Origin of the sequence: Nonlabens sp. Ci31, from assembly GCF_012974865.1 — a bacterium.
Taxonomy (GTDB): Bacteria; Bacteroidota; Bacteroidia; order Flavobacteriales; family Flavobacteriaceae; genus Nonlabens.
The window spans coordinates 671,931-692,850 of the sequence record NZ_CP043633.1 but is presented as its reverse complement, the minus strand read 5'-3'; the positions used below and the strand labels follow the sequence as shown (position 1 = coordinate 692,850).

Annotated in this window: 24 protein-coding genes and 1 tRNA gene; 14 read left to right on the top strand and 11 right to left on the bottom strand. The window is 36.2% G+C overall.

What is annotated here, in order from left to right:
• The first annotated feature begins 331 nt into the window (after positions 1-331).
• Both F0365_RS03165 and F0365_RS03160 read left to right on the top strand, forming a co-directional pair.
• A complete protein-coding gene (locus F0365_RS03165) occupies positions 332-1,474 on the top strand; it encodes an Mrp/NBP35 family ATP-binding protein (RefSeq protein ID WP_169932358.1) in 1,143 nt (380 codons plus the stop codon).
• 2 nt (positions 1,475-1,476) lie between these two features.
• Positions 1,477-1,758: a NifU family protein gene (locus tag F0365_RS03160; RefSeq protein WP_169932357.1), complete on the top strand. Its 282-nt coding sequence runs from the start codon at positions 1,477-1,479 to the stop codon at positions 1,756-1,758.
• 59 nt (positions 1,759-1,817) lie between these two features.
• Here F0365_RS03160 and F0365_RS03155 read toward each other — a convergent pair whose 3' ends face one another.
• From F0365_RS03155 to F0365_RS03130, 6 genes are all read right to left on the bottom strand, one after another.
• On the bottom strand, positions 1,818-2,603 hold the full coding sequence (locus F0365_RS03155) for a DUF3050 domain-containing protein (protein ID WP_317169835.1): 786 nt from the start codon (positions 2,601-2,603) through the stop codon (positions 1,818-1,820).
• A 176-nt stretch (positions 2,604-2,779) separates the two neighbouring features.
• Positions 2,780-3,268, bottom strand: a complete 489-nt coding sequence (locus F0365_RS03150; protein WP_169932355.1) for a hypothetical protein — start codon at positions 3,266-3,268, stop codon at positions 2,780-2,782.
• 80 nt (positions 3,269-3,348) lie between these two features.
• Positions 3,349-4,533, bottom strand: coding sequence for an acyl-CoA dehydrogenase family protein (locus tag F0365_RS03145; RefSeq protein WP_169932354.1), 1,185 nt, complete (start codon positions 4,531-4,533; stop codon positions 3,349-3,351).
• A gap of 192 nt (positions 4,534-4,725) precedes the next feature.
• Positions 4,726-5,487, bottom strand: coding sequence for a tRNA1(Val) (adenine(37)-N6)-methyltransferase (locus tag F0365_RS03140; protein ID WP_169932353.1), 762 nt, complete (start codon positions 5,485-5,487; stop codon positions 4,726-4,728).
• 22 nt (positions 5,488-5,509) lie between these two features.
• Positions 5,510-6,037 (bottom strand): ribosome maturation factor RimM, encoded by a 528-nt coding sequence (rimM, locus tag F0365_RS03135; protein WP_169932352.1) that lies wholly within the window; start codon positions 6,035-6,037, stop codon positions 5,510-5,512.
• Positions 6,038-6,048: 11 nt separating this feature from the next.
• Positions 6,049-6,552, bottom strand: a complete 504-nt coding sequence (locus tag F0365_RS03130) for a 30S ribosomal protein S16 (protein WP_169932351.1) — start codon at positions 6,550-6,552, stop codon at positions 6,049-6,051.
• Between the two features lie 127 nt (positions 6,553-6,679).
• On the opposite strand from F0365_RS03130, the gene F0365_RS03125 reads away from it, so the two are divergent.
• The gene (locus tag F0365_RS03125; protein WP_169932350.1) at positions 6,680-7,513 is read left to right on the top strand and encodes a DUF6252 family protein; all 834 of its coding nucleotides are present in this window, start codon (positions 6,680-6,682) and stop codon (positions 7,511-7,513) included.
• Between the two features lie 49 nt (positions 7,514-7,562).
• On the opposite strand, the gene F0365_RS03120 is transcribed toward F0365_RS03125, so the two are convergent.
• Positions 7,563-8,003: a TIGR02281 family clan AA aspartic protease gene (locus F0365_RS03120; RefSeq protein ID WP_169932349.1), complete on the bottom strand. Its 441-nt coding sequence runs from the start codon at positions 8,001-8,003 to the stop codon at positions 7,563-7,565.
• A gap of 152 nt (positions 8,004-8,155) precedes the next feature.
• On the opposite strand from F0365_RS03120, the gene F0365_RS03115 reads away from it, so the two are divergent.
• The 7 genes from F0365_RS03115 (at position 8,156) to F0365_RS03085 (ending at position 13,945) form a co-directional block, all read left to right on the top strand.
• Positions 8,156-8,923, top strand: coding sequence for a TatD family hydrolase (locus tag F0365_RS03115; RefSeq protein WP_169932348.1), 768 nt, complete (start codon positions 8,156-8,158; stop codon positions 8,921-8,923).
• Positions 8,924-8,961: 38 nt separating this feature from the next.
• Complete coding sequence (locus F0365_RS03110; RefSeq protein ID WP_169932347.1) at positions 8,962-10,092, top strand: 1-acyl-sn-glycerol-3-phosphate acyltransferase; 1,131 nt, start codon at positions 8,962-8,964, stop codon at positions 10,090-10,092.
• Complete coding sequence (locus F0365_RS03105) at positions 10,082-11,158, top strand: asparaginase (protein WP_169932346.1); 1,077 nt, start codon at positions 10,082-10,084, stop codon at positions 11,156-11,158. Before F0365_RS03110 ends, F0365_RS03105 begins: the two co-directional genes overlap by 11 nt.
• Positions 11,159-11,224: 66 nt before the next feature.
• Positions 11,225-11,309 (top strand) — tRNA-Ser (locus F0365_RS03100).
• 436 nt (positions 11,310-11,745) lie between these two features.
• On the top strand, positions 11,746-11,979 hold the full coding sequence (locus tag F0365_RS03095) for a hypothetical protein (RefSeq protein WP_169932345.1): 234 nt from the start codon (positions 11,746-11,748) through the stop codon (positions 11,977-11,979).
• Between the two features lie 509 nt (positions 11,980-12,488).
• The gene (locus tag F0365_RS03090) at positions 12,489-13,358 is read left to right on the top strand and encodes a hypothetical protein (RefSeq protein WP_169932344.1); all 870 of its coding nucleotides are present in this window, start codon (positions 12,489-12,491) and stop codon (positions 13,356-13,358) included.
• A gap of 2 nt (positions 13,359-13,360) precedes the next feature.
• Positions 13,361-13,945, top strand: coding sequence for a hypothetical protein (locus tag F0365_RS03085; protein WP_169932343.1), 585 nt, complete (start codon positions 13,361-13,363; stop codon positions 13,943-13,945).
• 144 nt (positions 13,946-14,089) lie between these two features.
• Here F0365_RS03085 and F0365_RS03080 read toward each other — a convergent pair whose 3' ends face one another.
• Positions 14,090-15,058, bottom strand: a complete 969-nt coding sequence (locus F0365_RS03080) for an IS110 family transposase (protein ID WP_169932342.1) — start codon at positions 15,056-15,058, stop codon at positions 14,090-14,092.
• 427 nt (positions 15,059-15,485) lie between these two features.
• Between F0365_RS03080 and F0365_RS03075 the strand changes: the two genes are divergently transcribed.
• Positions 15,486-15,863 (top strand): lipocalin family protein, encoded by a 378-nt coding sequence (locus F0365_RS03075; RefSeq protein WP_169932341.1) that lies wholly within the window; start codon positions 15,486-15,488, stop codon positions 15,861-15,863.
• A 254-nt stretch (positions 15,864-16,117) separates the two neighbouring features.
• Here the strand turns inward: F0365_RS03075 and xseB are convergent, their stop codons facing one another.
• Positions 16,118-16,327 carry an exodeoxyribonuclease VII small subunit gene (xseB, locus tag F0365_RS03070; protein WP_169932340.1) on the bottom strand — a complete coding sequence of 70 codons (210 nt, stop codon included), beginning with the start codon at positions 16,325-16,327 and terminating at the stop codon, positions 16,118-16,120.
• A gap of 420 nt (positions 16,328-16,747) precedes the next feature.
• Between xseB and F0365_RS16500 the strand changes: the two genes are divergently transcribed.
• Both F0365_RS16500 and F0365_RS03060 read left to right on the top strand, forming a co-directional pair.
• Positions 16,748-16,879, top strand: coding sequence for a transposase (locus F0365_RS16500; protein ID WP_240961855.1), 132 nt, complete (start codon positions 16,748-16,750; stop codon positions 16,877-16,879).
• 228 nt (positions 16,880-17,107) lie between these two features.
• The gene (locus F0365_RS03060) at positions 17,108-17,953 is read left to right on the top strand and encodes a DDE-type integrase/transposase/recombinase (RefSeq protein ID WP_169932339.1); all 846 of its coding nucleotides are present in this window, start codon (positions 17,108-17,110) and stop codon (positions 17,951-17,953) included.
• Positions 17,954-18,456: 503 nt separating this feature from the next.
• On the opposite strand, the gene F0365_RS03055 is transcribed toward F0365_RS03060, so the two are convergent.
• Both F0365_RS03055 and F0365_RS03050 read right to left on the bottom strand, forming a co-directional pair.
• Positions 18,457-19,572 (bottom strand): NAD(P)/FAD-dependent oxidoreductase, encoded by a 1,116-nt coding sequence (locus tag F0365_RS03055; protein WP_169932337.1) that lies wholly within the window; start codon positions 19,570-19,572, stop codon positions 18,457-18,459.
• Between the two features lie 262 nt (positions 19,573-19,834).
• Entirely contained in the window at positions 19,835-20,248 is a 414-nt protein-coding gene (locus F0365_RS03050) for a BLUF domain-containing protein (protein WP_169932335.1), read from the bottom strand.
• Positions 20,249-20,447: 199 nt separating this feature from the next.
• Between F0365_RS03050 and F0365_RS03045 the strand changes: the two genes are divergently transcribed.
• On the top strand, positions 20,448-20,912 hold the full coding sequence (locus tag F0365_RS03045; RefSeq protein WP_169932333.1) for a CBS domain-containing protein: 465 nt from the start codon (positions 20,448-20,450) through the stop codon (positions 20,910-20,912).
• Positions 20,913-20,920 lie beyond the last annotated feature (8 nt).

Below are 20,920 nucleotides of genomic sequence, written 5' to 3'. Positions count from 1 at the left end.
ATAATAAAAGATCGTATTGAAGCTATTCGTTTATTTCAATACAGAAATGGATGTCGCAATCGACACGGGGTTAAAGTGGTATAATGATTATCTATTCCTTTTATTTAGAATGATTTTTAATTACGAACTCTGAGTAGTACCTTTGTAACATTATTTATTAGTTAAAAATACGCTTGAAATAATTACAGTGATATCAAGTCCAAATGGAATAGAAAAGCAATCTACGTGCTGAGGAGCGCGATTGTATTGTGATATAGAACTACTGGCTGGATAGTAACGAATCACAAGGGATACTTTAAATGATCAATAGAATAATACTCTAAAATTCAAAATGAAAATAGAAAAGAAAGACGTTTTTAAAGCATTGGAAACCATTTCGGTTCCAGGTGAAGGAAAAAACATGGTAGAAAGCGGTGCGATTAAAAATGTACTTGTTTTTGGAGATGAGGTAGTAGTGGATGTAACGATCAATAACCATAGTCTACAAGCAAAGAAAAAAACAGAGGTTTCCATCTTACAGGCGATTCATAAAGAAGTGTATGCAAAAGCACAGATCAAGGTGAACCTTAAAGTAGAAGCGCCAGAAACGGCCGATAAGAAACCAGAGATCAAAGGAAAAGCGATTCCAGGTATTGATAATATTATTGCAGTAGCATCTGGTAAAGGTGGGGTAGGTAAATCTACTGTTACAGCAAATATTGCGGTAACTCTTGCAAAAATGGGTTTTAAAGTAGGTCTTCTGGATGCAGATATTTACGGTCCAAGTTCTACTATCATGTTTGATATCGTTAATGAAAAACCGCTGTCTGTAAATGTCGATGGTAAATCAAAGATGAAGCCAGTCGAAAGTTATGGAGTAAAAATACTTTCTATAGGTTTCTTTACACAACCAGATCAGGCAGTTGTATGGCGAGGTCCTATGGCATCAAAAGCATTGAATCAAATGATTTTTGATGCGGCTTGGGGAGAGCTTGACTTTTTAGTTGTTGACTTGCCACCAGGAACAGGAGATATTCACTTAAGTATTATGCAGTCCTTGCCTTTAACGGGTGCGGTAGTAGTTTCTACACCTCAAACGGTGGCACTGGCTGATGCGCGTAAAGGAGTAGCGATGTTCCAACAAGAAAGTATCAATGTTCCTGTTTTAGGAATCATTGAGAACATGGCTTATTTCTCACCGCCAGAATTACCAGAAAATAAGTACCATATTTTTGGTAAAGACGGGGCGAGAAATCTCGCTGAAGATTTAGACATTCCATTTTTAGGTGAATTGCCATTGATACAATCAATAAGGGAAGCTGGAGATGCAGGGCGACCAGCAGCGATGCAGGAGGGAACAGACATAGAAAAAGCATTTATTGAAATCACTAAAAAAGTAGTTTCAGAAACGGTGCGTAGAAACGATGCCTTGCCACCTACACAAGCAATTAAAATTACAACTATGGCAGGGTGTAGTGCTGTAAATAAAAAATAATTATGACTGGAGCAGAGCTGACAGCGGCGATAGAAGCAGGATTACAAGAGATCAGACCTTTTTTACAAAGAGATAAAGGAGATATAGAACTGGTTTCTATAGAGCAAGATAAGTTTGTAAAAGTTCGTTTACTAGGTACTTGTGTAGGTTGTCATGTCAATCAAATGACCCTTAAATCTGGTGTGGAACTCACCATCAAAAAACACGCGCCGCAAATTGAAACCGTCATAGATATTTCAGGGGAAACTTTAGAAGAAGATAACAGAGATCCTATAGAGCTGTAATAGTGGACTATATAAAGATACAAAAGCCGATTCATAAGAATCGGCTTTTGTATTTGGAGTTAAACCAATTCTAATGCTGACGAATTGATTTGTTTTAAGATACCGTCAAATAATGTAATTCTAGACTCTAGGGCCTCTTTAGAAACTTGAGCTGCTTCTTGCCATTTTACCTCATCATCTCCACAGAGCAAGGCCACCATTTTATGTGACATAGGTCCGTGCTCATCGCCGTCTAATTCAATATGTCTTTCAAAATAGTAGGTAATCGGTTCCAGATCAGTTTCTATTTTTGTTGTTGCTAATCCGCTAAGAATCTCTGTAAACATTTCAGGAATCAAGTCTTCTCTACCATAAGTAAAAGCGGCTGCAATCTCGTGATCTTTTCCTCTGTTAATGATGGTAAAGGTGGATGTCAAGAACTGTTTGATATGTGAAGCTAATGTGGAGCAGTCAATTTCTTCCAGGATTTGATTGGACTGAGATAATGCTGTAATATTATTTTGGGCTTTGTCCGTAGAAACTCCTGCGGCATTCATGGCATTGAGGTACATTTCATAATGGCTCAACCTGTTGCCATGTTGATCCCTATCTGTTTCTTCAGCGAGTACGATCTCATTGATGAGGTATCTCAGGTCTGGATTTCCTTTGGGCATCCATGGGGTAGAGGTGCAGGTAAGTGAATTTTGTAAGGCTTTTAAGAGCGACATAAAGTCCCAAACAGCATAGACATGAGAAGACATAAAAGTCCTTAGGTCTTGGTCCGTTTTTATTTGAGAGTAGAGTTCATGATGCAATAATCGTTTGCGTACGTCGCTGATATGGATGGATATGCTATTCTCGTTCATGGTCATTTATTATACCGCAAAAATAAAGACTGGCTTTGTAGTTTTCACTTTAAAAAACGGAATTAATAAATGATTAACTCTTTTTTTGAGTGATGTCTATTCCATTTTCAAAAGCGAGTTAAAAAGTATATCCAATTTGAAAAGAAATCCAAGGTAATACGGTAGTATCATTTCTGTCAGCATCTAAAATTTGCCATAAGACCACTTTCAAAATTAAGATGCCAGTGATCCCAGTAAGTGCGTTGAATATCGTAAGCCATGCCTGCAATTCTTACGGATTCTGTACTGCGATGGTCTGTTGCTGTTCCGAAATAATTGGTAAATTTTAAAGCTACAAAATTACCAGTATTCTTAACAATTGTTTTTCCTTTTTCAATTCTGCGATTAAAATTAGTGTAATATCTGACTTGTAAATCTATGAAAGGGATGAAAAAGAATCCTTCCTCACTATTACTAAACAGATTGTTGTTTTTATAATAACCTGGAAATAGGCCTAGATTTCCAACCACAGAAAAATCTTTGTAAACGTCTTTTTCTATTTCCAGTCCGGGTAGTAGGATATTGATCCTATAAATAGTTTCGTCTTGAAAATTAAGGATAGAGTCGTTTTGGGCAAAAGATGAAATGGAAGAAAGTAGGAGTAAGGTATAGCATAGGTTTTTCATAATTGGTGTTTAGAAATTAAAAAAAGGCTTAGAAATATAAAATTTCTAAGCCTTTAAATAGGATGCCTTTTTAATAAATGCTACTTAAAAGCGTTCTCACCAGTAATATCTAGTCCAGTAATCAATAAATGAATATCGTGAGTACCTTCATAAGTAATCACACTTTCAAGATTCATCATGTGGCGCATGATACTGTATTCTCCAGTAATTCCCATACCGCCTAAAATCTGTCTCGCTTCACGAGCGATATTAATGGCCATTTCTACATTGTTACGTTTTGCCATAGAGATCTGTGCCGATGTTGCACGACCTTCATTTTTTAATTGTCCCAAACGGAAAGCAAGTAACTGCGCCTTTGTAATTTCGGTAATCATCTCAGCTAGTTTCTTTTGTTGTAATTGAAAAGCAGCAATTGGTTTACCGAATTGGATGCGTTGCTTTGCATAACGCAATGCCGTATCATAACAATCCATGGCAGCTCCTATGGCTCCCCAAGCAATACCAAAACGAGCAGAATCCAAACAACCTAAGGGTGCTCCTAATCCAGATTTGTTAGGTAAAATATTGCTTTTAGGTACTTTGACATCTTGAAAAATCAACTCACCGGTAGCGCTGGCTCTCAGTGACCATTTGTTGTGAGTTTCTGGAGTTGTAAATCCTTCCATACCACGCTCCACAATAATCCCATGTATGCGTCCTTCTTCATTTTTTGCCCATACAACAGCTACATCACAAAACGGACTGTTAGATATCCACAATTTTGCGCCGTTAAGAATAACGTTTTCTCCATCTCCAGCATCTTTGAAATTAGTGATCATTCCAGACGGATTAGAACCATGATCAGGCTCTGTAAGACCGAAGGATCCCATAAACTCACCGCTAGCAAGTTTAGGTAAGAATTTCATGCGTTGCTCTTCACTACCGTATTTCCATATCGGGTACATGACTAGAGAAGATTGTACAGAAGCCGTAGATCTTACACCGCTATCTCCACGTTCTATTTCTTGCATGATCAATCCGTAAGAAATATGATCCAGTCCAGCACCACCGTATTCCTCAGGAATATACGGGCCAAAAGCTCCGATGGAAGCTAGGCCTGGGATAATGCTCTTAGGGAATTTTGCATCTTGCGCTGCTTGTTCTATAATAGGGGATACGTCACGTTTTACCCATGCACGGGCAGCATCGCGTATCATTTTATGTTCTTCAGTTAAAAGGTCGTCCAGGTTATAATAATCTGGTGCTTCAAATAAATCTGGTTTCATTCTTTAAATGTTAAATACAAAACTAAAAATACAAAATTTAAAGGTTTTGTTATTAGAGTAATTTGGTCGTAAAAATAATTGATTCTTAAGGAATCTGGCCTAATTATTTTTAATCTTTCAATCGATTGCGAGTTGTTTTTCTAAGTATCGTAATAATGCTATTCTACAAATCTTTACGAGATGACGTAAAATCTACATTTTCAAGTAAAAGTCTTTTGTAAGACCTATATAAACTTCTGTATAATCGTGTCTTGATTTTTCAATGACGAGCGTTTCTATTTTAGGAATAGCAGAGTTGTTTTTCACGCTTTTCTGCCTGCCGGCAGGCATGGCTCGAAAGCGAAATTCCATCAAGCACCTTTTTACTTTACTGTCTTCCGTGCCTTTAACGTATGTCGTGCGCACGGGTTCTAACTGAAAATGAGACGTTATTTCTAGAAAACGCTTTTCTCTATCTTTAGGAATAATGCAGGCAAAAGTCCCATCGCTTTCCAGCAATTGATAAACACCATAAACCAGTTCTTCAAAAGCCAAGGCGTCATCAAATCTAGCTTGCTGGCGTTTGTCCTCGATCTGTTCTGTATTCTTGACACTGACGGCATCATAAAATGGTGGGTTACTCACAATGAGATCGTAACGTTCTTCTACCTCTTCATAAAACTCTTGGAAGGCAGCATGAAAACAAAATAAGCGATTGCCCCATGGACTGTTTTCAAAGTTTTCTGTTGCTTGCTCGTAGGCATCTACATCTATTTCCACAGCTTCTATATGGGAGTTGGGAAACCTTTGTGCGAGCATCAAAGAAATAACTCCGGTACCACTTCCTACATCAAGGATGGTTCTGGGTTCTTGAGAAGTTCTTACCCAAGCGCCCAATAAAACAGCATCAGTGCCTATTTTTTGAGCACAGCGGTCTTGAGCTATGGTAAATTCTTTGAATTTGAATAGGCTCATGATAAAAAGTAATTTATACCGCTTAAGAAAGATACAGGTCTATCAACCCGTCTGGTGTGGTAACAGTAATGGTCTTGTTTTCTCGGTCTAATTGATCAATAAAATGATCATTGACCGGAATCAGAATTTCATCTCCGTTGTGATCTACTACAAAAAGTGCTTGAGTAGTCATATCGTTGATACCTGTAATGGTGCCTATATCGCCATGATTGGTATCTATCATCTTATAATTGATGACTTCATGGAAGTAAAATTTATTCCCTTCTAGTGCAGGAAGAAAAGAAAGAGGTAGATAAAGATCTCTCTTCATCATTGCGTCTGCCGCAGCTTCGTCATCTATATCTTCTATTTTTATTCTAAGAAGGAGTGATTTGTGCAGCTGACTAGATTCAATAAAAAATGGAACCAAGTTTTTACCGATCTCGATAAAAACTGATTCCATTTCTGTAAAAAGCTCTGGTTCGTCTGTGTCTAGTTTAACTAGTAACTCCCCTTTAAAGCTAAATTTATTAACTACAGTACCAACGTAAAAACATTTTTCTTTACGCATGGCCTTGTTTTTTACTCTTCTTCTTCTGTTGCATCATCACCTACAGCAGCTGGTTCTTCAACTACTTCTGGAGTATTTGCTGCGATACGAGCTTCATTTACTGCTTTTTCAGCTTCTAGAGCTTTTGCAGCCATTGCGTCAGCATCTGCTTGAAGACCTGATGCCTTACCAGAGATCGTACCTTCTTTTTCAGATAGCCATGCCGTGAATTTCTCCTCAGCTTGCTCTTCTGTAAATGCACCTTTAAGAACACCACCTTTAAGGTGTTTCTTCATCATCACACCTTTGTAGCTCAATAAGTTACGCGCTGTGTCTGTAGGTTGTGCACCATTTTCTAACCAAGTTACAGTACCATCTACATCTAGATTTACTGTTGCTGGGTTGGTGTTAGGGTTGTAAGTGCCTAATTTTTCAAGGTATTTACCATCTCTTTTTGAACGTGCATCAGCTGCAACGATCCAATAAAATGGTTTTCCTTTTTTACCGTGTCTTTGTAATCTAATTTTTACTGGCATAACTATTAAAGTTTATGGGTGCCCGACCCTGATTATTAATTTGAGTTTGCAAAAATATCATTTATTTAATAATATACATCATATCTTTATATTTTATTTACATTTGTTGCAACACATATTTTATTCTATGAAACTGATTAGTAAATACTTGTTGATAGCTCTTGCTGTCATCTCTTTTGGATCTTGTTCTGAAAATTTAGAAGAAGATAATACACCTGCGATCCAAGCGGTACGCAATGGAGAATTTTTTAAGTCCTCCCAAATGAGCGCTACGGTAAATGCAGATGGAACACTTAGGGTAGTTGGACAAAATCCTCTAGAAACATTGGAGTTTAACCTTGACGGTGATGGTGTAGGCACGTATAGATTAGATGCAGGTTCTCAAAGTGAGGCTATTTATACCTTTAACGGTTCTGAGAGTTTCTCTTCTAACCTAGGAAACGGAAACGGAGAAGTACGTCTTACTTCTGTAAACGCTCAAAGTGGGGTTACGGGAACTTTTAGTTTTGTGAGTTACTTAGCAAATAATGCAGACTCTCTCTATATGAGAAGAGGTATTATTTTTCAAGTGCCATTTGGTGGAGCATTAGGTACAGGCGGCGGTGGGTCTACTACAGACAGCTTTAATGCAAATGTGGATGGTGTTGCTCTCAACCCTCAAACGGTAGCTGGTGTGGATTCTTTTGGAACTATTTTAGTAAGTGGTGCTAATAGCTCAGCGGCAATAACATTAAGTTTTCCAGGTGCGATAACTCCTGGTTCCTACCCATTTGCTTCAAGTGGCGATTATACAGCTACTTATACGACTAGCGGTGGTGCTAGTGCCATCTCGGTAACGGGTACTTTAGAAATTTTAACAGCAGACCCTGCAGCAAATACGGTTTCTGGAACTTTTAACTTTGTGACCGGTCCACCCAATAATTTTGATATCACCAACGGAACCTTTAGTGTTTCCTATTGATGACAACCTCATTTAAAAAAAAGCCTTGATATCACTATCAAGGCTTTTTTTATGGCTTTAAATACATCTTTTTGCCTTTGTAATCTATAATTGCTTTTGCAGCGATCAAGAAGTCGGCTCCTAATAATCCTTGTATAGAACGCATTCCTTCTGTTTTAAGGGCGGTATTGATAAAGCTCATATCCATACTTAATAAGGTGACATCTTCATCTGACCAATCACTTAATTCTAAGGTATTGTGATGAGAAATACGTGGTCTTAGAGAACCACTAGCTGTACCTATTTGTCGGTCCATAAATTCTGTTTCTAGTTGAAATTCTTTATACATGGCTTGATTTACGCAAGTAGCACTGGCACCTGTGTCTATAATAAACCTTCCCAGATGACCATTTATGGATGCTTTGGTAACTAGATGACCACTTTTTGATGCCACTCTGAGTTGGTGCGCTATATAGCCTTGGGATAGAAGTAATTTTTTAAGCGATGCCATGAAATAGGTTTAAGAGGTAAATATAATGGAGCTTTCTTAGGTCAACAACTGTGGTATGCACTTCTTTTAAAAAAAAGAAAGCAAAACAACTGCAGCGCAAACTTCTTCTAAAAAAGGCAAAGCATGCCTATAGCAATCCTTATTTTTGCCTTATGATTTTGACAGATACACATACCCATTTATACAGTGAGGCTTTTGATGAGGACCAAGAGGCGATGATGCAACGAGCTCTTGATGCTGGAGTAGAACGTTTTTTTGTACCAGCCATAGATGCGAGTTATACAGATGCGATGCTGAGTCTTAAAAAAAAATATCCAACTCAAGTTCATTTAATGTGTGGTTTACACCCGACACATGTGAAGGAAAACTACAAAGAAGAGCTGGCTCATGTTTCAGAAATGCTAGAAAAGGAGCCTTATATAGCAGTGGGCGAAATAGGGATGGATCTGTATTGGGATAAGAGTTTTCAATCGCAACAACAAGAAGCTTTTCATACGCAAATCCAGTGGTCTATCGATAAGAAACTGCCTATTGCCATTCACTGTCGGGAGGCTTTTGACGAAGTCTTTGAAGTCCTAGACGATTATAAAGGAACGGCACTTCATGGCATTTTTCATTGTTTTACTGGTGATTTAGAACAAGCACAACGCGCTGTAGACTTAAAAATGAAATTAGGAATAGGTGGGGTGGTTACTTTTAAGAACGGTAAAATAGATCAGTTTCTCCATCAAATTCCGCTTTCTGAAATTGTAATAGAAACAGATGCCCCTTATCTCGCGCCAGCCCCTTACCGCGGCAAACGCAATGAAAGTGCCTATTTAATTCAAGTAGCAGAGAAGCTAGCTCTGATTTATAACAAAGAGTTTAAAGAAATTGCAGAAATCACAACTTTAAATTCGCGCCAAGTCTTCGGTATATAAAAAGGAGATCATTACATTTGTTTTTATAGCCCAAAGATTTGAATAGATACGACGACATACGGTTTTTTAATGACGCTGAAGTACAAATTGCGCTTCAGAGCGCAGTGCGTCACCCCATGATAAAATCACTTTTCCAGTACACGTTTAAAGACATGGACTACGAAGAGGCAAAAAAGATCATACTCTCTTGTAAATCTATCAATGATTTTCAGCGTGATGTGATTTGTAGAACGGTTGAGACCGTGCTAACAGAATCTAGTGCAGGACTTACTACTTCGGGTTTTGATCAGTTAGATCCTAAAAAGAGCTACCTCTATATTTCAAATCATAGAGACATTGTTCTGGATACTTCTTTGATCAACCTCACCCTTTTTAATAAAGGTCTGATACGAACAGCAAGCGCTATAGGAGATAACCTGGTACAGCGTCCTTTTGTAAACGCACTAAGCCGTCTTACTCGTAATTTTATAGTAAAAAGAGGAGTTAGCCCTAGGGAAATTTTAATGAGTAGCAAGAAACTCAGCGAGTATATCAACTCCTTAATTCACGAAGACAATAGAAGTGTATGGGTAGCGCAACGTCAAGGCCGTACTAAAGATGGTAACGATATCACCGAACAAGGCGTGCTTAAAATGATCGCTCTCGCGGCTGGCAAAGAAGGTTTAGAGAGTTATTTGAACAATTTGCGTATTGTCCCGGTGTCGATTTCTTACGAGTACGATCCGACTGATATTTTAAAAGTGCCAGAACTACTTGCTAAAGAAGCCGACGAAGAATACATCAAATCTGAAAATGAAGATTTTAATAGTATTTTAAAAGGAGCCTTAGGTCAGAAAAAGCACATCCATATCCACGCGGCAAAGCCCTTTCATATAGAAGCTCTTGAAGAGCAAAGTACCAATCAAGTGTTGCAACGCATTGTACAGCATCTGGATAGAGAAATACAGACCAATTACCAGCTTTGGCCTACTAATTATGTAGCTCATGATTTACTGACAAACAGTTCTAAATACAAAACGCATTATTCAGACCACGACATGCAGCAGTTTGAACGCAGGTTGCGTTTACGTGTTAATGTAGAAGACCGTAAGGCAGTAGAAAGCTTCTTAAACATGTATGCACGACCCGTGTTGAACAAAGAAAAACTGGCAGTCACTAATGAAGCCTAAAATACTATTGATTTATACCGGTGGAACTATCGGTATGATGAAAGACCCGGAGACCAAAGCTTTAAGAGCTTTTGACTTTTCAAAGTTGCTTGTTCATATTCCCGAAATAAAACAGCTGGATTGTGAGATAGATACCTTTTCTTTTGACGATCCTATAGATTCTTCAGACATGAACCTAGAAGAATGGCGCAAACTAGGTGATGTCATCAATAAGAATTATGATGATTACCACGGCTTTGTGGTGCTTCATGGTAGTGACACCATGTCTTATACGGGTAGCACGCTCAGTTTTATGTTTGAGAATCTTACCAAGCCCATTATACTTACCGGTTCCCAATTGCCTATAGGTGATTTACGTACCGATGCCAAGGAGAATTTGATCACTAGCTTGCAACTTGCGGTAGAGCAGGATCAGGACGGGCCGATCATTAAGGAGGTTTGTATTTATTTTGAATACCAATTGTATCGGGCTAATAGAACGGCAAAGATGAATGCTGAGCATTTTGAAGCCTTTAGTTCGCCTAATTACCCACCACTAGCGATTAGTGGGGTGAATTTAAATATTGATAAAAGTTTATTGTGGAAATGGCAGGTTGATGATCCCGCTTTCGCGAAAGCGAAACAAGAAAAAACACCTGTACCGGATTCCAACCGCATGCGATACCGACCTGATCTTGTGGATCGCGTGGTTGTTTTAAAACTATTTCCAGGAATTACCGAGGAAGTAGTGGGAGCGATATGCCAGATCAATGGTTTAGAAGGTATTGTTTTAGAAACCTATGGAAGTGGTAACGCTCCTACTCAAAAATGGTTTGTAAACCTTTTAAAAGAGGCTTTAGAAAAGGGCATCAGAATGGTGAATGTGACACAGTGTATAGGCGGCGCAGTGGCGATGGGGAAATATGAAACCAGTATACAGCTGCAGAAAATAGGACTGGTGTCTGGTAACGATATCACCACCGAGGCGGCACTGGCAAAAATGATGTACTTATTGCAACACACCGATAGTCCAGCAAGTTTTAGAAAATACTTTGAGACCTCCTTAAGAGGAGAAATAACCGAATAGACTTTCAGATAAAAAATTGGCTTAAATAGGTATATTATCTTATTATTGCAAACGCTAACAATAATTAGAGAGGTGGCCGAGTGGTCGAAGGCGCACGCCTGGAAAGCGTGTAAACGGCAACGTTTCGAGGGTTCGAATCCCTTCCTCTCTACAAAAGTGAATCTAAAACCGCCTTTTCGGCGGTTTTAACTCTTCAAAAAAAAAAAGAGCCACAAGCGCAGCTTGATGGCTCTTTTTTTTTGAAGAGATGCCATCCTGCTTTTCAGCAGGATGAAGATTCACATGTTTGTTCAAGATTCCCTTTTGGGATCAATGGAGTTAATCCCTTCCTCTCTACTTTTAACCTCATAACTAATAGGTTATGAGGTTTTTATTTTTTTAGGGGCATTATTGGGGGCATAAATATTTTCCATTGAACTAATAAACAAGCCGTACTAAAGCCACTTGATCACTAAGTTACTTGTCAAGTTAAGCAAATTTATAAAATCGCTTCTAAAGCATTTTTTTATGGATGGTCTTTGTCATAGCAATAAACAACTATAGGAAAAGAATCTATTAAATGACTAAGGATATAAATATAAGTTCATATGCTAACTGCCGAAGCTGTTTATCAAATCGCAAAAGAACTTTCTAAAAAAGAGCTGTGCTTGTTGCAGGATAAAATCAATACCGATTTAGAAGAAAAAAAAGCTCCTAGGAAGAAAGCTAAAAAGTATTCAAATGAGATCTCAGAGGACCAAATAATGGATAGGGTATTGCAGCGATTTTTTAATAGTGACACTAGTAAAGAGAGAAAAGGCTGGTGTATGCTGTTTGATTAATTTGTTGACCTCATACAGCCCTCATTTCTTTCTACTCCCACAGCACCTCCCAGTTTCATCTACAATCACATCTATTTCCTCTTTAGTATAGAAACACAACAACTTAATTTAAAAATAATAGCCCAATTGCGGAAACCCGTACACTTATAACCATAGTTTGATGTTTATTTACACGTAGATAGGGATTAAAGCAAGTAAGAATCATAAAATAGGTGTTCGAGGCAAGCAAAATTGACAAACTAAATAGGGGTATTTATACCTATGTAAAACAAAGCCTTAGCACTTAACTTTACCTAGATGCTAATTTGAGTAAATCCTTATAGAAGAAAAGGCTGCTTTTTTAGATTTTGATAAAATAGATGAGCAGGTTTCCCATCAATAAGATGCTGATGAATCATAATTTAAAAAGAATGCACCTGGATAAAAAACATACAAACATAAGTTTATCCAGAGATCCTTAGTGGATAAATAGTCATATAAGCATGATATAACAAGTTGGCAAACATTTAATGAAAGAGAGAATACCATACTTATTGGAAATTTATCAAGCTTTTAAATCAGATAATATTATGTCTCGTTTAAAGCATTTTGATATTCTCACAAATTCCCTCTTTACCCTAACTCAAAGTCTTTTTGACTACAAAGTTCAAATCGAACACCATCATGCTGAAATTGAAAACAAATATTTTCGATATGGCATGGCAAATCATAGTATAAAAAACCTACTTACAGGAAACCGTTTTTTTATAATAAACAAACAAATTGAAATTACCGACTTATTTTCTGCATTTGCTTTGACTAGAATGCAAATTGAGTCTTTTGCCATCATGTACTATTTATTTTTTGACGAAGTAGGAACTATTGAAAAGGACTTCAGATATGACATCTACAAATTGCATGGACTTCAAAAACAAAACAAATTTCCAGTCGAATTCAAGAAAAACTTAGAGAAAAAGAAAAAAATCGAAAACGATATCAAAACTATAATAGATAAAGTAAAACTTTATTCAAAATTTCAAAATTCAAGCCTGAAAGAACAAAAAAACTATCTGAATCCGAGTCGCGCGAAATTAGAGTCTACTAAAGATATATTAACAAAAAGCGGAATTGATGCCAACCGAATTAATGATATGTGGAACTTGTATTCAAATCACGCGCATGGAGAGCATATAAGTGATAGGCAATATAATTACATCTACAAAAACAAGAAATCAACACTGGAGGAAACCATGACTGTTATATCGATTAATACAATTTTGACTTCGACTCTTTGCAAATTAATCTCTGAGGAATTTGAAGGAGTTAAAAAAAAATATGATGACCTTCACTTGGGAGATAAAGTACAGATTGAAGTATGGACTAATTTAAAGAATAAATAAATATGGCAAAGTTCACAATAAATGTAATGGGAATAGAACAGGAAAAAGGAATCATGAATGTAATTATGCAGTCCGTTAGTCGTGAAGGCAAATATGAATTACCCGTGAGAAATAATGTTCAACCTGAAGATTTAATGGCGAATAAATTAGTTAATTATAAGGTCTTGACAAGAAACCTAGTAAGAAATTATCCTAAAGCAACTGATGTTTATGAATATAATGCTGGGGAAAATTTTACACAAGCAGAAGTCAAAGGTGCACAGAAATTTCTTGAAGAAGAAAAGAAAAGAATAACTAAGAAAAAACCGTTTTTAACTACCTACCAATACATATACCTTCCAATTTTTATAATTTTTGGATGCTTTGGTATTTATAAATCATTTTTTGACAAAGATTTAAAATCTAATTATGAAGATTTAAAAATTAGACACGATTCTTTAGAAGTAAAGTATAAACATGTCGTGACTAAATTTGACTCTCTTGAAATAGATTATAATAAAGCTTTAATTGCATTTGATTCTCTAGCGAAAGAAACAAAAATTTTAGAAACCAAGAAAACAAACGACACGTTGAATGTTAAAAACTGAAAGACAAAACAAGAAAAACGATTTGCCAACAAAGAACTGAGGTAAAAAACAACCTTTTTCTTCATTAATTTTGAGACACTATTATCCTAGACTCAGAGATTCAATTGATTGATTCTTTGAGTTTTTTATTGTAAATTTTTCTAATTATCTAGGCAAGACAGAAACGTAAGTTTCGTCATAAGGTCTTCCAGATTTTGCGATAGCGAAACACTGTTTAATTAGCTTATTTGCAACAGCAATTAGCGCTAGTTTTTTGCTTTTACCTTTGTTCACTATTCGCTCATAAAGTTCTCGACACGCTTTGTTGTACTTACAGGCATTAAAAGAACATAAAAACAATAGATTACGAAGCTTTCTATTACCAACCTTACTTATCCGTGCCCTGCCTCTAACACTGCTGCCAGAGACTCTTGTCGTTGGTGTAATGCCTACATAGCTGCATAACTGCGAGGCTGTTTCAAACTTAGAAAAACCATCTGTAACGATGATTAAAAATAAAGCAGTCTTCTGGCCTATTCCTGGTACAGAAGTTAGCAAGGTGAGCTGTTCTTGCTGCTCCTCTTTTACTAGGGAGAGAATCTTTGCTTCAATTTTTTTAATCTCGGTATCATAATACTTCTTAGTTCTTCTCAAAGATTGATATGTGAACTTTGACGGTATCCCTAAAACCTCTTCTCCGTGCATTTTATTCTTTGTAGCAGTGCGGTGTTTTATATAATTATCTAGGGTTCTAAATAATTGCAAACATTCACTCTGAACATCTGTTAAGGCATTATACAAAGGAACCTCGTTAATTATTCCATACTCACAGATCATCTTTGCATCGCTTTTATCTGTCTTAACTTTTGCTAATTTCATTTGTATAAAACGCTTTACAGACAAAGGATTAACAACAGAGACTACCACTTCATTTTTGTAAAGAAACTGAGCAAGTCGATAATGATAATAGCCCGTAGCTTCCATAACTACTAAGGATTCCTTAGGTAAGTCTTTAAGAAATTTCTTAAAGCCAGTCGCATCGTTTTTATACTGATTGTGCCCCGAACTACTGCCGTGCACATCAAAAACATCTTTACTGATGTCAACTCCATAAGTTTCTTTATATTTATTCATAAGAATTGATTTATGAAAGAACCAGCTACTGGTATTACATCGACTTGAAAACGAGATCTAAAGTCTCACAGAACTGATCGTAATTAAAGTAGTAAAAGAGAGAGGATTATCAATGTTGTCGAAGTCTGAAGCTTCACCGTATATAGTAACCTTAATTCTCTCCTTTGTTCTTTCTGATTAATAACTAAAACTAGGTGTTTTAATATAAATCAAACTTAAGACGTATAAAAATAATAGGGTAATGAGTGCTTAACCCAATGTAAATTGCACTTTTGCAATGTCGCCAAATTTTTAAATTTGGCTTATTGAGAAAAAAAGATAATAAGAAAAATTTAAAAATTCGGCTTTTGTATAACTGAATTGTAGCTGCGTTTTACCGCCCTACTATATTTATACAAAACCGTGGTAAATAATTTAAACAAACACTATGAACAAAACAAACATTTATTTTTTAATACTAATCAGTCTAATAATACCATCTTGCTCATCAGATGATGATAACAATGAAAGTAATACCGATGGATCTATAATAGGATTATGGGAAATTGAAAGTGCAACATTTAACGGACAAACAGAAGTTGATACAGAAACGGTTTTTTTTATGAATGACAATACGGTTAGATTTGATTATGTTGGGAATGATTTTGGAAATGCCACTTGGACCAAAAGCGGAACTCAACTCGTTATGGATTTTGGAGACCCAGAACCTTTTGTAGTTGAAATTCTAGAACTTACGGATAACAGATTGCAATGGCGTGAAGAGGATAACGGAGGTATTCTAATAGAAACGTTTACTAAACAATAGAAAATAAAAATTTTGGTAATGGTTAAGCAAAATATTTTCATTTATTGAAAATGTTCGATTAACAATTTATTAATGATATGAAAATCGAAACGCGAATTAAACTAAACATAACACCGCATAAAAATAATAGAGCAACTATCACTTAACTCAATGGTAAAGGCACTATTGCAAGGTCGCCAAATTTTTGTTTAACCGAATGGTAGTTGCTTTTTTACCACCCTAATTTTCATATACCTAACGTTGAAAAACAGCAGTCATAGTCCTAATTTCTCAATTATCTCCTGTACCTTTTTTTCTGTATTTCTCAGTTTCTCCTGGCAGAGTTTAGATAGCCCAGCGGCTCGAGTCACGACTGATTCTAATTTATCAATACTAACCTCATCATTCTTTAATTTTTCTAGGATGTCATCCAATTCTTCTGCTGCCCGTTCGTAGGTCATTTCTGAAAGCGTACGGTTTTCCATTATGATTGAGTTTTTATGTATTCGGTTAATATGAGTTTATCTTTAAACTCTAGAGTTATTATTGTCCCTTTACGTAGCGTCTCGCCTTGATATAATTCATTGTTGACCCTAGGTATTACAAAAACTTTTAGTAATATTCCTTTAGGACTGTTGGAAGAGGCAAGCAATATGGTATTGTCAATACGCAAGCGCTCCTTGCTTATGTAAAGATTGGTATGTAGCAATATTCTCTCTATCCTATTCTCATTTATTATGTTCTTATCTGTAATTAACACGGTACTTTCATTATTGATATTTGTTGAATAAATAGAAATGTCATTATTACAATCGCTAATGATTTGATGTGTTTTAGATACTATTTAGTTTAGCCCCCAATAAGTTCGGAGCGATATTTTAAATTTCAATTAATACCTTTGAGATATGAAATACAAGAAATGGAGTTTAGAAGAAAAGTTAAAAATTCTATCCACATCTGAAGAATTAGGAATCGTTGAAGCCTGTCGTAAATACGAGGTTAGTACGGGAACTTTTTATAGTTGGAAGAAGAAATGATACCCAAGGTGAAGCAGGCTTAAAAGTGACCTATAACACGCGTAGTAAAGAGTTAAAGCAATCAGAAGAGGAAAATAGAATACTTCGTAAGCTTTTAAGCAACAAAGAGATTGAGCTAGAAGTCCAGCGAGAACTTTTAAAAAAAAAGTTTGGGACGTCCGATCCAAGAAAGATTTAGTAGATACTTTTTTTAACACATATAAAATCAGTAAAACTAGCATAATCAATATGGTAGGAATGGTTCACAGCAGTTATTATCGCAGACCAAGCTTTGGGAGAAAAGGAAATAAGCCAAGTGAGTTTACGTATCATTATAAGAATGGATTAGTTACTCAGGATTCTGTTATGGAGTCTGTAAAGACCATACTAAGTCATCCTTTTATAGATTGTGGCTACAGATTACTGACCTCTTATTTGACTCGAGATGGTTATGTAATTAACCATAAAAAGCTGTACAGAATAATGAAAGAAGCGAACCTATTGAAGTTAGAAAACCGTATTGACAGGAGCGGTTCTGGGCGCAAGTTTGTTAAATTCAGAAAAGTAAAAACCACAAAACCCTTTGATTGTTTAGAAATGGACATAAAGATGGTTTGGATTCCTAGTGCTGGTAAAAATGCTTATTTACTATCTGTAATAGATGTTCATACGCGAAGAATATTAATAGACCTTTTTGCTTTTTCAATTAAACAAGCTCAAGTGATAACATTGTTGTCTGACTTATTTATGAACTATCAATACCCTAATAATGTAGTGATTAGAAGTGATAATGGAAGTCAATTTATTGCCAAGAACGTAAGAGAATATCTAGGAATTATAGGCGTGGCCCAAGAATTTACACATATAGCAACACCAGAAGAAAATGCTCACATAGAGGCTTATCACGGAATTTTAAAGAAAGAAGTTTTTCAGAGATTTGAATATAGAACCTTTGGAGAAATAGAAAAAATCCTTAAAGAATATGTTCTATTTTACGACAGCGAAAGGCTTCACGGACTATTAGGAAGAATAACACCAATGGAAAAATGGAACGCTGACAAACACTTAATTTTAATGAATAAATTAACCGCATAATTTAACTAACGAAATTTAAAAGAATACTCTTGTTTTATAGGGGTCAAAACACCCTGTTTCATTTTAAGATTTCAATTAAATTATTAAATCGTTATTCAGAGGTAATTTATTAATTTCTAGTGGAAGTAATATTGAATATGCTAATGTTGTATTTCCTGTTTTAAACGCTCGTTTTTAACTGGTATCAGTATGGGTAATGGGTCAAAATAGTTGATGGAAATAAAATGATTAACAAAGCATTGTAAGACAATGATTTGAAATACTAATTGACGAGTAAAAGGATGGACATAGAGTTCATCCTTTTCTTTTTGTACCTATTAAAAGGCATTAAAAGTCGTTATTCCCCACGTCGCGCGCGATTGCATCGCGTTCGTATGAACGGAGCATTTGCAATGAGACAGCACTACGAAAACAATTTAAGAAGGGAACGTCAGCAATAGCCTTCTTTTTTTGTTTTAAAACGAGGCCATATTTTTAGTAAAGAAATTATGGAGCTCTTTTTATCAATCCAAAAGATCGGCTAACTCTTTACCTATTAAACTGCCTATAGCAATACCCATACCTCCTAATCGCACGCCGCAAAACACATCCTTACTAAGCTGTTTTACAATAGGCTTTTTAGTAGCTCCTATTCCCATAATACCCGACCAGCGATGGTCTATTTCAAAAGGAGTGTGCGGTAAAATACTGGTTTTTAAAAGTTCTTCTAGCTTGTTTTGGATCAGTGCCGTTTGATCGAATTCAGTAGTTTCTTCTCCTTTAAAATCAAGATTCCTACCGCCGCCTAATAAAATTCGGTGGTCTATATTTCTAAAATAATAGTAGCCTTTATCCAGGTGGAAAGTTCCTTTGATGTATAAGTCTTTTATAGGTTTAGTAATAAGCACTTGTGCTCTAGCCGGTTTAACGGTTTCATTTAAAAGTCGCGAGGCAAAGCCATTAGTCGCTATAAAGACTTTTGAACTTAAAAATTCAAAATGATCGGTTTTGATGTGCACCTGAGCTCCATTTTGTGAGATATCTTCTACTTTGATATTGTTTAAAATCTTGATGTTCTTTTTTAATACCAGTTGTAATAAGGCAGTCATCATTTTACCCGTGTCAATTTGACCTTCAAAAGGATTAAAGCTGTAATGCTCTTTGATCTTGTTAAAGTGAAAGCTGTTCTCTTTTAATGAAAATACAGGAGCGTTAAAAATAGGATGTAACAACTTGTTGACTTCATCTCTTTGATGATCGCAAGTGGCATAGAGTTCTTCATCAGACTCTAAAAAGAGCTCATAGCCGCCTAATTCTTGATAATCTATGGCCTTATCGCCCAAAGTGGTGCGCAGTAATTGTAATCCAGATATGCGTTGTCTTACCAGTTGCAATACCTCTTCTGGGCGGTGATGTTGTAAATCATCTATAAGTTCGCTTAAACTTCCAAAACACGCAAAGCCTGCATTTTTAGTACTGGCGCCTTGAGGTAAAACACCTTTTTCCAAGATTAATATATGGGCTTTTGGGAAGCGTTCTCGTAGTTGCAAGGCACAATTAAGACCAACGATACCGCTGCCTACGACAGTAAAATCTACGTCGGTAAGCCAAGACTTTATTTCCCAATAGGACAAATTCATAGCCTGTGTTGTTGAGTTGCAAGCAAAGCGTCGCTCATTAAGGAGCGAATTTATGAAATATGTAATAAAGTACAGCAGTTACCCAGATCATCTGCCTTTTAAAAATAGGTGTTGGAAAAGGATAGGGACTTAAAACCAGAAGTCAACATCTAAACCAGCCCATAGAGACCCAATGCTGCACAGCTCAAAATATTTAGATAAGGAACATTTAAGAACTTATGTTTGTATTTGTTTGCCATTTTGATGCTAAGGCAATTGCTATCTAAAACTCACCCAACATATCAAAAGGTTGGAGAAGTCTTTTTAATTTATTATTGGTGCTATTAGATTTGTCTACGTTGAGGTAAGCGATAAGCGTTTTTAAGTCTTCAGAATTTTTTACAATATCAAAGGTTGATCTATAATTCTCAAAGACTGGATGAGTAGTACGTTTGTTATATACTTCGTACATCTCTCCATGTCTCGGGTCTACTTTGATCCTTTCAAACAATTGCAGCAGGTGCTTTTCATTTCCTTCTAGAACTTGAAAAAAATTATCTAAGGAATGCAAAAGAATACCGCTTACTCCGTTCTTATTATTAGCCTTGGAGGTGTAGCTGAACAACTCCTCTATATCTTGCTCTTTAAGCTCCGGTGCTGCTTTACTAATGTAACAAATGGTATATAAAGATTTCATAAAAATAGGTTGATGGTAAAGATATATTATTTGTACGAAATTAGAGAGACGTCTTAAACACATATTTTAAAGTATTGATATACAGCTTATTAATTATGAAAGTAACAAATTCTGTGGAAGATATTTAGTAGAAATAAGCCTACTGTGAAACATAGCGAGAATTTTACTATCTTAATAGCGTTTTTAAAATCAATAAGTTATGGGAATCAAGAACTTTATGGGAAGAAGAGAAGTCGCAACTGGTCATGTTCCACAATTATTTCAAGTAAAGGATTACATGACTCGCAAGTTGATCACGTTTTCTCCAGACCAAGGAATTACAGAAGTCATGGAAACCTTGCTCAAGCAAAGAATTACTGGTGGACCTGTAGTGGATGCAAATAATAACTTAGTCGGTATTATAAGCGATACAGATTTGATGCATGTCATAGGAGAAAGTCGTTACCACAACATGCCATTAGGCAATAGGAAGGTGAGCGACTACATGTCTCCACAGCCTGCCACAATAGATCAAGAAGCAGATATATTTGATGCTGCTGCTAGATTCCTTAAAAGCGGTCATAGAAGGTTTCCTGTTACTAAAGACGGGAAGTTAATAGGTCAGATCTCAAGAATGGACGTCATTATTGCGGCTACTGGACTTAAAGGAGATCAGTGGCGTTAACCAGATGA